Origin of the sequence: Bradyrhizobium sp. PSBB068 (genome assembly GCA_016839165.1) — a bacterium.
Lineage (GTDB): Bacteria > Pseudomonadota > Alphaproteobacteria > Rhizobiales > Xanthobacteraceae > Bradyrhizobium.
In genome coordinates, this window is the sequence record CP069300.1 from 2,878,014 (window position 1) to 2,892,998 (window position 14,985).

The 14,985-nt window shown below is 63.4% G+C and carries 14 protein-coding genes; 10 read left to right on the forward strand and 4 right to left on the reverse strand.

From position 1 onward, the window contains the following. The first annotated feature begins 82 nt into the window (after positions 1–82). The 3 genes from guaB (at position 83) to JQ507_13195 (ending at position 3,286) form a co-directional block, all read left to right on the forward strand. A complete protein-coding gene (guaB, locus tag JQ507_13185; GenBank protein QRI72358.1) occupies positions 83–1,573 on the forward strand; it encodes an IMP dehydrogenase in 1,491 nt (496 codons plus the stop codon). Between the two features lie 293 nt (positions 1,574–1,866). After that, positions 1,867–2,889, forward strand: a complete 1,023-nt coding sequence (locus JQ507_13190; protein QRI72359.1) for an NADP-dependent oxidoreductase — start codon at positions 1,867–1,869, stop codon at positions 2,887–2,889. 142 nt (positions 2,890–3,031) lie between these two features. After that, positions 3,032–3,286, forward strand: coding sequence for a hypothetical protein (locus tag JQ507_13195; GenBank protein ID QRI72360.1), 255 nt, complete (start codon positions 3,032–3,034; stop codon positions 3,284–3,286). Between the two features lie 9 nt (positions 3,287–3,295). Here JQ507_13195 and JQ507_13200 read toward each other — a convergent pair whose 3' ends face one another. Then, the gene (locus JQ507_13200) at positions 3,296–4,135 is read right to left on the reverse strand and encodes a metallophosphoesterase (protein QRI72361.1); all 840 of its coding nucleotides are present in this window, start codon (positions 4,133–4,135) and stop codon (positions 3,296–3,298) included. Between the two features lie 492 nt (positions 4,136–4,627). On the opposite strand from JQ507_13200, the gene JQ507_13205 reads away from it, so the two are divergent. Then, positions 4,628–5,038: an MAPEG family protein gene (locus tag JQ507_13205; GenBank protein ID QRI73320.1), complete on the forward strand. Its 411-nt coding sequence runs from the start codon at positions 4,628–4,630 to the stop codon at positions 5,036–5,038. A 22-nt stretch (positions 5,039–5,060) separates the two neighbouring features. Then, positions 5,061–6,359 (forward strand): RsmB/NOP family class I SAM-dependent RNA methyltransferase, encoded by a 1,299-nt coding sequence (locus JQ507_13210; protein QRI72362.1) that lies wholly within the window; start codon positions 5,061–5,063, stop codon positions 6,357–6,359. A 109-nt stretch (positions 6,360–6,468) separates the two neighbouring features. Here JQ507_13210 and JQ507_13215 read toward each other — a convergent pair whose 3' ends face one another. Further along, positions 6,469–7,719, reverse strand: coding sequence for an MFS transporter (locus tag JQ507_13215; GenBank protein ID QRI72363.1), 1,251 nt, complete (start codon positions 7,717–7,719; stop codon positions 6,469–6,471). Positions 7,720–7,832: 113 nt separating this feature from the next. Between JQ507_13215 and JQ507_13220 the strand changes: the two genes are divergently transcribed. Further along, positions 7,833–8,285 carry a helix-turn-helix transcriptional regulator gene (locus JQ507_13220; protein QRI72364.1) on the forward strand — a complete coding sequence of 151 codons (453 nt, stop codon included), beginning with the start codon at positions 7,833–7,835 and terminating at the stop codon, positions 8,283–8,285. Between the two features lie 136 nt (positions 8,286–8,421). Here the strand turns inward: JQ507_13220 and JQ507_13225 are convergent, their stop codons facing one another. Continuing rightward, a complete protein-coding gene (locus JQ507_13225; GenBank protein ID QRI72365.1) occupies positions 8,422–8,793 on the reverse strand; it encodes a nuclear transport factor 2 family protein in 372 nt (123 codons plus the stop codon). 138 nt (positions 8,794–8,931) lie between these two features. Between JQ507_13225 and guaA the strand changes: the two genes are divergently transcribed. The 3 genes from guaA to JQ507_13240 all read left to right on the forward strand — a co-directional run bounded on the left by guaA (position 8,932) and on the right by JQ507_13240 (position 12,998). Beyond that, on the forward strand, positions 8,932–10,530 hold the full coding sequence (guaA, locus tag JQ507_13230; protein ID QRI73321.1) for a glutamine-hydrolyzing GMP synthase: 1,599 nt from the start codon (positions 8,932–8,934) through the stop codon (positions 10,528–10,530). Between the two features lie 61 nt (positions 10,531–10,591). Then, complete coding sequence (locus JQ507_13235; GenBank protein ID QRI72366.1) at positions 10,592–12,244, forward strand: RNA-directed DNA polymerase; 1,653 nt, start codon at positions 10,592–10,594, stop codon at positions 12,242–12,244. Then, positions 12,177–12,998: a hypothetical protein gene (locus tag JQ507_13240; protein QRI72367.1), complete on the forward strand. Its 822-nt coding sequence runs from the start codon at positions 12,177–12,179 to the stop codon at positions 12,996–12,998. The genes JQ507_13235 and JQ507_13240 overlap by 68 nt, the downstream gene beginning before the upstream one ends. Before the next feature lie 97 nt (positions 12,999–13,095). Here JQ507_13240 and JQ507_13245 read toward each other — a convergent pair whose 3' ends face one another. Continuing rightward, positions 13,096–13,659 carry a TetR/AcrR family transcriptional regulator gene (locus JQ507_13245; GenBank protein QRI72368.1) on the reverse strand — a complete coding sequence of 188 codons (564 nt, stop codon included), beginning with the start codon at positions 13,657–13,659 and terminating at the stop codon, positions 13,096–13,098. 114 nt (positions 13,660–13,773) lie between these two features. Here JQ507_13245 and JQ507_13250 point away from each other — a divergent pair, with 114 nt between their 5' ends. Further along, positions 13,774–14,430, forward strand: coding sequence for a glutathione S-transferase (locus JQ507_13250; protein QRI72369.1), 657 nt, complete (start codon positions 13,774–13,776; stop codon positions 14,428–14,430). Positions 14,431–14,985 lie beyond the last annotated feature (555 nt).

A 14,985-nucleotide genomic window follows, 5' to 3' on the forward strand; every position in this document is an offset into this window, starting at 1 on the left:
GACGGTGACGCAGCAAGCGTCGCCGCAGGCGGCGTTCATCCGTAAGACCATTGCGGCCGCGGCCGCAGATAAGGAGTTGGCAATGGCCACGGGATTTCCGGCTATCCGAGAAGCCTTCACGTTCGACGATGTGCTTCTGAAGCCCGGTCTGTCCGACGTCCTTCCCTCGGAAGTCGATATCCGCTCGCGAGTCACCCGCGCGATCTCGCTCAACATCCCGATCATGGCGTCCGCAATGGACACCGTCACCGAAGCGCGCATGGCGATCGCCATGGCGCAGGCAGGCGGCCTCGGCGTCATCCACCGCAACTTCGATCCGGACGGGCAGGCCGCCCAGGTGCGGCAGGTCAAGAAGTTCGAATCCGGCATGGTGGTCAATCCGCTGACCATCGGCCCCGACGCCACGCTTGCCGATGCGCTGGCGCTGATGAAGGAGAACGGCATCTCCGGCATTCCGGTGGTCACAGGTAGCGCCAAGAACGTGCCGGGCAAGCTGGTGGGCATTCTGACCAACCGGGACGTGCGGTTCGCCAGCGATCCCCGCCAGAAGGTCTCGGAGCTGATGACGCACGAGAACCTCGTGACCGTGCGCGAGGGCGTCGGCCAGGACGAGGCCAAGCGGATGCTGCACCAGCATCGCATCGAGAAGCTTCTGGTCGTCGACGACCAGTATCGCTGCGTCGGCCTGATCACCGTGAAAGACATCGAGAAGGCGGTCGCCCATCCGCTGGCCTGCAAGGACGCACAGGGCCGGCTGCGCGTCGCCGCCGCCACTACGGTCGGCGAGACCGGCTATGAGCGCACCGAGCGCCTGATCGATGCCGGGGTCGATGTTGTCGTGGTCGACACCGCGCATGGTCACTCGCGCCATGTGCTCAACGCCGTCAACCGCATCAAGCGGCTCTCCAACGCCGTGCAGGTCGTCGCCGGCAATGTGGCCACCGAAGGCGGTGCGCAGGCCCTGATCGATGCCGGCGCCGACTGCATCAAGGTCGGCATCGGGCCGGGCTCGATCTGCACCACGCGCATCGTCGCCGGCGTCGGCGTGCCGCAGCTCACCGCGATCATGGATGCGGTGGCGGCGGCGAAGAAGGCTGACGTCCCCGTGATCGCCGACGGCGGCATCAAATATTCCGGCGACCTCGCCAAGGCGCTCGCCGCCGGCGCCGACATCGCGATGGTCGGCTCGCTGCTCGCCGGCACCGACGAGACGCCCGGCGAAGTCTTCCTTTGGCAGGGCCGCTCCTACAAGGCCTATCGCGGCATGGGCTCGGTCGGCGCGATGGCGCGCGGCTCGGCCGACCGCTACTTCCAGCAGGACATCAAGGACACGCTGAAGCTCGTGCCCGAAGGCATCGAGGGCCAGGTGCCCTACAAGGGGCCGGTCGGCAACGTGATGCACCAGCTCGCCGGCGGCCTCCGCGCGGCGATGGGCTATGTCGGCGCCAAGGACATCAAGGACTTCCACGACAAGGCCGAGTTCGTCCGCATCACCGGCGCCGGCCTGCGCGAGAGCCACGTCCACGATGTCACCATCACCCGCGAAGCCCCGAACTATCCGGGCGGGGTTTAGAAACCACCGTCGTCATTCCGGGGCTCGCGAAGCGAGCGCCCGGAATCCATCGGGCGGCACCGTTGGTGGATGAATGGATTCCGGGCTCGTGCTTCGCACGCCCTCAGATGCGCAATTGCGCATCGGGGAATGACGACTTGAGAGTCGGCGCCACCGTTTTCGGCATGACGCCCGTCATTTCAAACAACATTTCAAACAGTTCGACGCGAAAGAACAAAATCCGTCTCCCTTGCGGGGAGGCGGATTGCATGCCTACGTGTGCGCCACGAACCAATCACCTCAAGAGGAAAATCATGTCCCAAGGAAAGCGCATCGTTCTGGCCTCGCGTCCGCATGGCGAGCCCACGCCGGCCAATTTCAGGCTCGAGGACTACACGCCGCCGACGCCGGGCGCGGGTGAGGTTCTGCTGCGCACCATCTGGCTGTCGCTGGATCCCTATATGCGCGGCCGCATGGCCGACGGTCCGTCCTATGCCGCGCCGGTGCCGGTCGGCGGGGTGATGGAAGGCGGCACTGTGAGCGAGGTGATCGCGTCCAACAATCCCGCCTTCGCCAAGGGCGATATCGTGCTGTCGCGCGCGGGCTGGCAGACCCATGTGCTGTCCGACGGCAAGGGGCTCGCCAAGATCGATTCGAAGATCGCGCCGATTTCGACCGCGGTCGGCGTGCTCGGCATGCCCGGCATGACCGCCTATACGGGCCTGCTCGAGATCGGCAAGCCGCAGCCGGGCGAGACGGTGGTGGTTGCTGGTGCCTCCGGTGCGGTCGGATCGGCGGTCGGCCAGATCGCGAAGATCAAAGGCGCGCGCGCGATCGGCATCGCCGGCGGCAAGGACAAGTGCGCCTACGTCAAGAACGAGCTCGGCTTCGACGAGTGCCTCGACCATCGCGATCCCAATCTCGCCGCCAAGCTGAAGGAAGCCTGCCCGAAGGGCATCGACGTCTATTTCGAGAATGTCGGCGGTGCAGTGTTCGACGCGGTGTTTCCGCTGCTGAATGCGTTCGCGCGCATCCCGGTCTGCGGCCTGATCGCGCATTACAACGACACCGAGGCGCACGCGCCGAAATGGGCCGGCGCGATGATGCGCAACATCCTGACCAAGCGGCTGACCTTCCGCGGCTTCATCGTCAGCGACTTCGCCGCCATGCATGGCGACTTCCTACGCGACATGTCGCAATGGGTCCGCGAGGGCAAGGTCAAGTACAAGGAGTTCGTGACTGAGGGGCTGGACAGCGCGCCGGAGGCCTTCATCGGCCTGCTCAAGGGCGCCAATTTCGGCAAGCAGCTTGTGCGGGTCGGGCCCGATAAGGCCTGAGCAAGGGCCCCTCAGCTCTCATTCCGCGCAACAAAGTATCAAAAACGCCACATTGGCGAGCTTTTGGGGGCCTTTCGGCCCCCATTTGCTTGACGGAGACCCGGAGCAGTTGATTCAATATGGCTATATTTCAGGTGTAGCCATGGTTTTTGAAGCGATTGTTTTCGGGGTCATCGTCCTCGCCGTCGGCTATTGGGCGACGATGTTCGTCATGGGCCGCCGCGACGACGTGTTGCATGGAAAATTCGTCGAGGAGGAGCCGGCCGCCGAGCCGGCGCGCCCCACGCCATACATGCGTCGCGCGCGGACCGCGCCGGCTGCGCCGCAGCCAAACAAGGAATCGCTTCAGGCGTTGCTCACCGTCATCAAGCGGGACCTGCACGACGCCGCGCGATAGCCACGCAGCTCAGGCAGCCGGCTGCTTGCCGAACAGCGTATCCAGGTCGACATCGACCTGGCCCTTGGCCCTGACGTGGCGCACCTCGAAGCCATCGGGCTGGAAGCGGTACTCGACGAGACCGACTTCCTTGATGCCGATTACTTCCTGCCGCGCATCTGAAATGATGAAGCCGGCCGAGGGCGCCCAGACGTGCCTGACATGCTCGAACGTGTAGTCGCGGCGCTGGTGCACATGGCCGCTGCCGACCAGGCGCCAGTCGACCTTGCCGAACATCTCGATCAGGCGGCGGCGCGCCGGCTGCGGCACGAAGCGGATCGCGGTCTCGACGCGCTCGGCATCGTTGGGGACGTCGAGATACAGCGGCTTGTGCACGAACAGCGCGACCGGCCGGCCGACAGCCTTGTCGAGCGCGCCCGCGAGCCAGTCGAATTGCTCGGCCTCGCTGTCGAGCCCGGTGTTCATGATCAGCGAATTGAGGCCGATGAAGCACCAGCCGGCGGCGTCGAAATGCCAGCGGTCTTCGCCGAGCACCGAGTTGAAGGCGCGGCGCGTCTCCTCGGTCGGCAACTGCGCAGGCGTGGGGCCGACCGCGGTCGGATTGTCGCCGATGTCGTGATTGCCGGGCAGATAGAGGCAATCGACCGGCAGCGCGTTGTGCAGCTCCCTGGCGAACGTCATGTCGTCGCGGCTGGTCGGCCCGTCGAACGAGACGTCGCCGGAGTTGAGCACGAGATCGGGCCGCGTCGCATCGATATGCTCGCTGACGCGATGAAAGTTGTCGACGAGCGGCTTGAAGCGGCTCGCGAGGTGGGTGTCGGAGATCTGGGTCAGGCGAAACTGGGACATGCATCGCTCCTTTTGGCCGGAGCATAGGTCGGCGCGAAGTCGGAACGATGACGATTTCGTCGTGTTATTCGCTGCTCTGTTTGATGTGTTGTTTGATGTCTTGTTTGAAGAGTCTGGTTTGAAGCGTTGGCGTTGCCGCTAGATCGCGAGCTGCATGATCGAGGGCGTTGGCAGGGCAGGCGGAACCATGCCGAGCCTGCCATCCGCCGAATCATCGAACCAGCCGATGCCGGGGTCGATCGCCTTCAGCGCCGAGGTGAGGAGATCGCCGAGCGTCGCCGCCGCCAGCGCCCTACCGTCCGGGATCGGGGGATGATGCGCATCGCGTCATCGCAGAGGAACTGAAACCGCCATTGGTCCCGGGAGTTGGCCATCCGGGCTCGGATCATGGTTCAACGGGTTACCGCGTACGCTTCATTGTCAGGGGCGCGCGCGGCGGCTAAGAGGGCGGCCGGGCGCCCGCGGCTGAGGGAGATTTTGGTGTCGGTTCAAATGGTTCTATTGCCGGTCTTCATCCAGATTGGGCTGACCTTCGCGCTGCTGTTCGGGATGGCGACGCTGCGCACGCGGACGCTGGCGAGCGGCGAGACCAAGATGCGGGACATCGCGCTGCGCGAGCCGAACTGGCCGGCCCGCGCCACCCAGTTTGCCAACTGCTTTGCCAACCAGTTCGAGCTGCCGGTGCTGTTCTATGTCCTGATCGCCATTGCGTTGCCGCTGCGCCGTGCCGATCTGTTCATCGTGCTGATGTCCTGGGTGTTCGTGGTGACGCGGTTTGCCCATGCCGGCGTGTTCGTCACCTCCAACGACGTGCGGCCGCGCTCGCTCGCCTGGTTCGCCGGCGTGCTGGTGCTGGCGGCGATGTGGCTGTATTTCGCGCTCAAGCTCCTGCTGCTGATCTGATGCGCCCAACCGAAAGAGAACGATGACTCCCGCTGCCCGGCTTTCCGCCGCGATCGAATTGATCGCCACCATCGACGCACAGCGCATTCCCGCGGCGAAAGCGCTGAAGGAATGGGGCACCGCGCACCGTTATGCCGGCTCCGGCGATCGCGCCGCGATCTCCGGCCTGATCTGGGACGTGCTGCGCCGGCAAGCCTCCGCGGCCTGGCTGATGCAGGACGACAGCGCCCGCGCGCGCGTGCTCGGCATGCTCAAGCTCGAACGCGGCATGGATGTCCCGACGATCTCGGCGCTGTGCGACGGCGGCCGCTTTGCGCCGGATCCGCTGACCCCGACTGAAGAGGCCGCATTGGCCTCGCGTACCCTCAGCGACGCGCCGGCCCATGTCGCGGGCGATTATCCGGACTGGCTTGATCCGCATCTGGCAAAGGTGTTCGGCGACGACCGCGTAGCGGAGGCGACCGCGATGGCCAGCCGCGCGCCACTCGATCTGCGCGTCAACACCCTTAAGGGCAAGCGCGAGAAGGTGCTGCCGCGGCTGTCGCATCTCGGCGCCAGGGAAACGCCGTGGTCGCCGCTCGGCCTGCGCATCGAGCTCGGCGCCGATGCGCGCAATCCCGGCATCCATGCCGAGGAGGATTTCATCAAGGGCGCCATCGAGGTGCAGGACGAGGGCTCGCAGCTCGCCGCGCTGTTCGCGGCGGCCAAGCCCGGCGAGCAGGTGATCGATCTCTGCGCCGGCGCCGGCGGCAAGACGCTGGCGATCGCAGCTCAGATGCAGGGCAAGGGCCGGCTGATCGCGACCGACAGCGACAAGCGCCAGCTCGCGCCGATCCATGAGCGGCTGTCGCGCGCCGGCGTGCACAATTGCGACGTCCGCACGCCGCGCGGAGAGGAGGAGGTGCTGTCCGACATCAAGGCGTCCGCCGACCTCGTGTTGATCGACGCGCCGTGCACCGGCACCGGCACCTGGCGTCGCAATCCCGACGCCAAATGGCGGATGCGCCCCGGCGCTCTCGAGGTGCGGCTGAAGGACCAGGCCGAGGTGCTCGAGCGCGCGGTGCCGCTGGTGAAGGCCGGCGGCCGCATCGCCTACATCACCTGCTCGGTGCTGGCGGAGGAGAACGGCGAACAGGTCAAGGCGTTCATCGCGCGGCATCCGGAGTTTTCGGTCCAGCCGCCGGAGCAGACCGCATCGGTGCTGTGGGACAAGGCCGAGGTATTCACCGAGGCCGCGTTGCTGTCGGCCGAAGGCCTGCTGATGACCCCGCGCCGCACCGGCACGGACGGGTTCTTCGTCGCGGTGCTGAAGAAGGCGTAAGGCTCTCTCCGCCGTCATTGCGAGGAGCGTAGCGAGGAAGCAATCCATGCCTCCGCACATGCGGTGCGATGGATTGCTTCGCCCCGCTCGCAATGACGGATAACCCACCCTACGCTTCGGAGCACGCACCCACAGGCGCCGGCGTCCTGCTCACCACGATCACCCAGTACAGCAGCGCAACCGCGCTGATCGCAGCACCCAGCACGCAGACGCCGAGCCAGCCCGCGGCCGCATAGACGATGGTGGAGGCGATCGCGCCGAGCCCGCTGCCGATCGAATAGAACATCATGTAGACGCCGATCAGGCGGCTCGACGCCTCAGGACGGGTAGCGACGATCAGGCTCTGGTTGGTGACATGGATCGCCTGCACCGCGAAGTCGATCATGACCACGCCGACCAGCACCAGCCATAGCGACGTGTTGAGGCAGGCGATCGGCGCCCAGCCGGCGAGCATCAGCAGCAGCGATAGTCCGGTGGTGCGCTGGCCCCAGCCGCGATCGGCGAGACGGCCGGAATTGCGCGCCGCCAGCGCGCCGGCGAGGCCGGCGATCCCTAGCATCCCGATCGTAGTGTGCGAGAGCGACAGCGGCGGTGCCGCCAGCGGCAGCACGATCGAGCTCCAGAACGCGCTGAAGCTCGCGAATGCCAGCAGCGCGAACACCGCGCGTTCGCGCAGCACCGGTTCCTCGGCGAACAGCGCGGCGGTCGAGCGCAACAGCTTGGTGTAAGACGAGCCGGCCAGCGGCTGCGGCGCATGCCGGGGCAGGGCACGCGCGAGCAGCGCCGCCATCACCAGCATCAGCGCCGCCGAGATCAGGTAGACCATGCGCCAGCCGCCGAGATCGGCCAGCGTGCCCGAGGCGAAGCGGGCGAGCAGGATCCCGGAGACGACGCCGCTCTGGATGGTGCCGATGGTCTGTCCGCGCTCGGCCGGCGCGGCCAGCGTCGCGGCGAACGCCACGATCACCTGGATGACGACGGCGAGCAGCCCGACCAGCGCCATCCCGCCGAACAGCACGACGGCGTTCGGCGCGGTGCCGACGACGACGAGCGCGACCGCCGACAGAGCGATCTGGCCGACGATCAGCTTGCGTCGGTCCCAGAGGTCGCCGAGCGGGACGATCAGCATCAGTCCGAAGGCGAGGCCGATCTGGGTCAGCGTCACCACGATGCCGATCGCGGCCGGCGTGATGCCGAGATCCCGCGCCATGGTGTCGAGCAGCGGCTGCGCGGAATAGATGTTGGCTACGCTCAGACCGCAGGCGATGGCGAACAGCAGCACGATCGCGGGGGAAAGTCGGGTTTTGGCCATATCGCCGGACGTTCCCGGTCCGGCCGTCGTTGCATCCTGGGTGATCATTGCACATCCGCTCCACATTCCAATCTGGTCTCATAATGAGACCAGTTGCGTCGCGCGCTGTCTAGTCCTATTTTGAGACCAGTTCGGAATCGTGATCGAGGAGGAAGGACGCGATGAAGCGGACCGGATTCGCCAAGGCGGACTGCCCGGTGGCGCGCGCACTGGACGCGATCGGCGACTGGTGGTCGCTGTTGATCGTGCGCGACGCGTTCGACGGCCTGCGCCGGTTCGGCGACTTCCAGAAGAATCTCGGCATCGCCAAGGGCATGCTGACGACGCGGCTGCGCACGCTGGTCGAACTGGGCGTGCTCGAGCAGGTCGCAGCGTCCGACGGCAGCGCCTATCAGGAATACGCGCTGACGAAGCGGGGCCACGACCTGTTCCCGGTCGTGGTGGGTCTGCGGCAATGGGGCGAGGCGCATCTCTATGCGCGCGGTGAGCCGCATTCGGTGCTGCTGGACCAGGCCGGGCAGGCGGTCGGGCAACTGGTGCTGCCGTCGAAGAGCGGCAAACCGCTGGGCTGGGCGGATACGAAGGTGAGGAAGGTTGCAGGGCGCAGGCGGTGAGTGCCGGCGCCGGAGCGCAGCGACGAAGCAATCCATCGCTCCGCATATGCGGATAGATGGATCGCTACGCGGAGCCTGTCATCCGGCGGCGCTGCGCGCCGACCGGGTGGCTCGCAATGACGGTGGTGAGACCGGCCTAATGCACCAGATGGTTCGCCGAACCCTGCCTGATCTTGCCCTGATCATCGAGCCGCAGATACTCGCAGATCTTGTTGCCGCGTTCGTTCTGGTAGAACACCACGACGCTGTCGGGCGAGACATAGAGATCGATCAGCTCGAAATGCAGCTCGGGCAGTTTCGCCAGCGCTGCGCTCCAATAGGCCCGCAGCTCCGCCTTGCCGCGCACGGTGCCTGAGGCGCCGAAGCCGAACGCCGGAATCCGGTCCGAAGTCATCTCGGTATCATCGGAATACATCGCCAGCACGCGCTCGAGGTCCCGCGCGTTCCAGGCGGCGATCCAGTCGTGGCCGAGGGCCAAGAGGCGGGACGGGTCGTGAAAATCGGGCATCGGTTTCCTCCTTGATTGCTTATGGTCAAATTAGGTCAATAATACTGACCTATATCGATTTGTCCATGCCCAAAGAAGAATGTGGGCGCAACGCTGGCCGCGGTTGCGGGGGCGGGCGCCGTCGCGTATCTGCTTGCCATGACAGCCCAGCACACAGACCGTGAATCGTCGGCGCCCTCCGTGGCCTCGGCGCATGACAAGATTCTGATTGTCGATTTCGGCAGTCAGGTGACGCAACTGATCGCCCGCCGCGTCCGCGAGATGGGCGTCTATTCCGAGATCGTGCCGTTCCAGAAGGCGGAGGCCGCCTTCAACGAGATGAAGCCGAAGGCGGTGATCCTCTCCGGCGGCCCCGAGTCCGTTCACGAGACCGGCTCGCCGCGCGCCCCGCAGTTGATCTTCGAATCCGGCGTTCCCGTGCTCGGCATCTGCTACGGCCAGATGACCTTGGCGGCCCAGCTCGGCGGCGAGGTCGAGGGCGGGCATCACCGCGAATTCGGCCGCGCCGATGTCGAGGTGAAGACCGACAGCCAGCTGTTCGACGGCATCTGGAACCACGGCGAGAAGCACCAGGTGTGGATGAGCCATGGCGACCGCATCACCAAAATGCCGCCCGGCTTTTCCGTCGCCGGCACCTCGCCGAACGCGCCGTTCGCGATCATCCAGGACGAGAAGCGGAAGTATTACGGCCTGATGTTCCACCCCGAGGTGGTGCACACGCCCGACGGCGCAAAACTCCTGCGCAACTTCGTCCGCAAGGTCGCGGGGCTCTCCGGCGACTGGACCATGCGCGCCTTCCGCGAGGAAGCGATCGAGAAGATCCGCGCCCAGGTGGGCACCGGCAAGGTGATCTGCGGCCTGTCCGGCGGCGTCGATTCCGCGGTCGCGGCGGTCCTGATCCACGAGGCGATCGGTGATCAGCTCACCTGCGTGTTCGTCGATCACGGCCTGCTGCGTCTCGACGAGGCCAAGACCGTCGTCGACCTGTTCCGCAACCACTACAACATCCCGCTGGTCCATGTGGACGCGTCGAAAGAGTTTCTCGGCGAGCTCGCAGGGGTCACCGACCCCGAGGTGAAGCGCAAGACCATCGGGCGCCTGTTCATCGACGTGTTCGAGGCGGAAGCCAAGAAGATTGGCGGTGCCGCGTTCCTGGCGCAGGGCACGCTCTATCCTGATGTGATCGAGAGCGTCTCCTTCACCGGTGGCCCCTCGGTGACCATCAAGTCGCACCACAATGTCGGCGGCCTTCCTGATCGCATGAACATGAAGCTGGTCGAGCCCTTGCGCGAATTGTTCAAGGACGAGGTGCGCGTGCTCGGCCGCGAGCTCGGCCTGCCCGAAGTCTTCGTCGGCCGCCACCCGTTCCCCGGTCCTGGCCTCGCCATCCGCTGTCCCGGCGACATCACCAGAGAGAAGCTCGACATCCTGCGCAACGCCGACGCCGTCTATATCGACCAGATCCGCAAGCACGGCCTCTATGACGCGATCTGGCAGGCCTTCGCCGTGCTGCTGCCGGTCAAGACCGTCGGCGTCATGGGCGACGGCCGCACCTACGAATACGTCGTCGGCCTGCGCGCCGTCACCTCGACCGACGGCATGACCGCCGACTTCTACCAGTTCGACATGAAGTTTCTGGCCGAGACCGCGACGCGCATCATCAACGAGGTGAAGGGCGTGAACCGGGTGGTGTACGACGTGACGTCGAAGCCGCCGGGGACGATTGAGTGGGAGTGAAGTTACGAAGAACGAAAAGCCGAAAGATACCTTGAATTAGCTGTGGGCCGGTTGCTCTCGCATGAGTGAAGTAAAGCTTGATCATTTTCGGCGGGCCGTCGCTGATATATCTGCGCATGGCGACAACGATACTCTTCCGTTCGATGTAGACAATTGGTTCATCGCCCAGTGTCCGGAAGATTTGGCCAACCTGGCGTTCGAGTGGAGCAACCGGGTAGCCAAAGTAGACAAGAAAACGGCCAAGCGCCTTATCGAAGAATTGCCGGTCTTCTCAGAACGGTTGCTGGTGCCGACTGGTTCGGCAGGCTTTCGGATTACTACTAAGATTCATCCCTTTTGGAACGTCTATTTTAATGGCCTGGGAATTGCCATTGCTGAGGCCTTGGAGCCCAAACGTAGCAGCCGCGTGCATTCCTATAGGTTCGTTCCCTCCGGCGACTCCTTGTTCAATCGCGATTCATCGTGGCGTGCATTTCGACAAGCAACCATCGACGAATGCCCAGAAGCATCGAGTGGGGCCGTAGTCGTCCAAACCGACATATCGAGCTTCTATGAGCATGTTTCGCATCATAGGCTTGAGAACTTGATCGATGACCTGTTCGGCCCGTCATCCAACCTGGCAGTTCAGATTGACAGGTTTCTGAGCAAGTTTGCAGCTGGCCGATCCTTTGGCTTACCTGTCGGCGGGCAATGCTCGCGAGTACTCGCTGAACTTCTGCTGACATCGATAGACAGTACCCTTACCGTCGAAGGAATAGCTTGGCGGCGATACGTTGACGATTTTGTGCTGATTACGGCCAATCAATCGGAGGCCTATCGTGCACTTTCTATCCTGTCGCACGCTCTTGCAGACTATGGCCTCACTCTCAATAGAACCAAAACCATTATTTTGACGGCGAAGCACTATGTCGATTACGTTGAGACGCAGCTCGGAACCTCCGACGATCAAGCGAACAGGCTGGCTGAGATTGATCTAAAGTTTGATCCTTACTCCGATACGCGAGATTCCGATTACGACGAACTGAGGGAGATCGTCGAGGGGTTGGATGTTCGGGCGCTGCTGGACAACGAGCTCCATAAAGCGCAGCCAGACACATTTCTGGTCACTCAAATCGGAAGAACTCTAACGTTACACGAGCCGAGTGCAGCGTTCCATCTCTGCAGGACACTGCTCTCTCCGGGTAATCTTCACTCATTTCGGGCCTCGTGGGCCACCATAATGAGAGGTGTCGCATCGATCTGCGCCGATTCTCGTTTTGTCGAGATTCATGGCGCGGTTGATCGCCTTCTGGACTCAGTTCCTACACACTCGCCACACTTGTTGAGTGCGGAAGTTAGTTGCCTTCATTATTTGCGGGCACTGCGCTTTCGACGGACGGACGAGCGTGCAGCGTTCGTCCTCAAGATGCACGACTCCACGAAGTCAGAGACGGTGAAGCGCGGGTGTCTCGATTGCTGGCGCCTTTGGAAGGAGAGAACGATCTTCACAAGGGAACGAAACCGGTGGAACTCGTTAAGTACCGAGGAGCAGCGGATGCTTTGGTTCGCTGCAGCCCAGTTTGGCGACGAGGGATCTAAATTCCGTAGCCAAGTGAAGAAAAGTGTCCTTAACGGTTGGAGGCTGGGATTCGAGCGCGGTAGTGACCGTGAGCAAACGTTTGCTGTGCTTTATAGCAATTGGGCGGAAGGCGATCACCATGCGCCTGCCAATTAGAGATCCCAGGACAATTGCTCGCGACATCTCGGGTGTTTTCGACGCTCTGTTCCCGCAGCTCGCGCAAGGGGTAGTCGCCAGTTTCAATCGCGGGGCTATTCCTATCGACGGATGCGAACCCGTTTCTCAAGAGTTGGTAGAAGCCACAAGTGTCCAACGGGCTATGCTATTTGAAACAGCTGTCGCAGCTGCCGAGCAACTGATCGAAGGAGGGTCGGCGGTCGATTGGGATTTGTGCCTAGGTACAGCGGTGGCGCGCCAGAAAGCACATTTTGACGCCAAGCTTCCGCAATCGCTGACCAGTGTCGACAAGGAGGTGTCGCTCCATGTGGCGAGGAATTTGATTGCGGCCTTTCGGCAACTTCGAGCTTCAAGTGGCACCGAGGCTCTTGTGCGTGGCCCGCGTATTCCGGGTTTTCAATGGGTGGCCTCTAGTGTGGGTGACTTTTCCATTGGAAGAGCGCTAATTGAGGTGAAGTGCACGAACAAGCACTTCATATCTTCCGACTACCGCCAGATCCTAATGTACTGGCTTCTCAGCTATTGTGCGGCGCTTGAGACTGGTGCCACGGAATGGGCGGACGGGGTCTTGGTGAATCCTCGTCTGAATCGAGTGGTTCGGTTCTCATTTAATGGTCTTATTCCAATCGTCGGAGCGGGAAAATCAAAAGTCGAACTAGTAGAATTGTTTTCGACCATGTTGGGAACCCGTGTCCCCCTTACGCCTCGCGGGCATGCTGACGGGCCAGGCTAACAAGCGTAGCCCGGATGAGCGTAGCGATATCCGGGGCTCTTTCACTCGCGTCGTGGTCTCCCGCATATCGCTGCGCTCATGCGAGCTACACGGCTAGCTACGCCGGCAGCAGCCCGGCGGCGCGATAGTTGTCGATCAAGGAGTCGTAGAGCGAAATATCGGAGCGGCTTCTGGCCATCAGCTGCGCGCCGGCGACGGCAGCGAAGATGGCGCGGGCGCGCTGTTCGCTCTTTCTTGCACTGACGAGGCGCGCCGCCACCAGCAGCTTGCTCAGCCACGCCACGTTGACGTCGGCAAAGGTCTGGACCTCCTGCTTCACCGCGTCCGGCAGGTCGTCGACCTCCGCGGACATGAAGCTGCACAAGCACATGCGATTGTCGTTCTCGAGCGCCTTGCGAAACACCTCGGGATATCGGCGCAGGCAGCGGACCGGATCCGCGGTTTCCGCCAGCATCGCCTCGAGTTGGGCGGCGGTGTCCTCCCAGTAGCGCCGCGCGACGGCTGCGCCGAGATCGGCCTTGCTCGGGAAATGGTGATAGATGCTGGCGGCCTTGATCCCGACCTCGGCGGCGAGATCGCGGAAATTCAAGCCGCCATAGCCGCGCGCCTGCGCAGTTCGCTTTGCTGCCGCCAAGATGGCCTCCCGAGCGCTTGAACCCACGTCGTCCTCTCACTGCTTCGTTATCTACCAAGTGACAGGTAGGGCTTGACCGGCCGGATGTGAAGTACTCATATCGAACCTACCAAGTGGCAGGTAGACAAACTGGAGTTTATGATGAAGATCTACGATTGGCCGACCGGCCCATATCCGGCCCGCGTTCGCATCGCCCTGGCCGAGAAGAACCTGCGGTCGCAGGTGCAGTTCGTCCTGGTCGATCTCTACAAGGGCGAGCACAAGAAGCCGGAATTCCTCGCCAAGAACTACTCGGGCACGCTGCCGGTGCTCGAACTCGACGACGGGACCTTCATCGGCGAATGCTCTGCCATTACCGAGTACCTTGATGCGCTCGATGGCGCGCCGACGCTGACCGGCAGGACGCCGCGCGAAAAGGGCGTGATCCACATGATGAGCAAGCGCGCCGAACTGGAGCTGCTCGACCCCATCAGCGTCTATTTCCACCACGCCACGCCGGGCCTTGGGCCGCATGTCGAGATCTATCAGAACCCCGAATGGGGCTTCCGTCAGCGCGACAAGGCGCTCAGGGGGATGCGCTACTTCGACGGCATTCTGCAAAGCCAGCCGTTCGTCGCGGGCGAGGCGTTCACGATGGCCGATATCACCGTCATCGGCGGCCTGATCTTCGCCGGACTCCTGAAGGTGCCGGTGCCTGAGGAGTGCGAGGCTCTTTCGGCGTGGTACGCGATGATGCAGGAGCGTCCCAGCGTCGAGAACCGGATCACGATGTCCGAACCGGACATGGCATCTGGTTGAATGGCATCTGGCTGAGCGGAGACTGCACACGTCCGCTCTTGCGAGGCCTGCGCGAGGGCGGATCGGCAAGCATCCCAAGCCTGGCCCGGATGAGCCAACGGGTCGCGCGAACGATCACATTCAAACGGCTCACCGGCTATACCCCGACCGATTGGCGTCGTCGCACGCGTTCACAGCACACGTGGGGTTCGACTAGCGGACGCAGCTCCGGAACGGCGCGGCGATGTCCGAGCATTCGCGTGTCATGTGCCTATTCGACGCGCCTCTCTCTTCCCCCGTCATTCCGGGCTCGCCGAAGGCGAGAGCCCGGAATCCATCGGGCCGCATAACTCGTGGATCAATGGATTCCGGGCTCTCGCTTCGCGAGCCCCGGAATGACGGCGGGGGACCAGCCCCTTCGGTCACAAAATCGTTGCTTCCGATTTTCGGAATTTAACTTGACGCCGCACCCAACTCAGCTGTTCAATATGCGCGTCTCACCCGACACGAGGGGCGGATCGCGATCGTCACGAACGCGGGTCGAGATGCGGTGGACGCTGAATGCGCGACTGACGA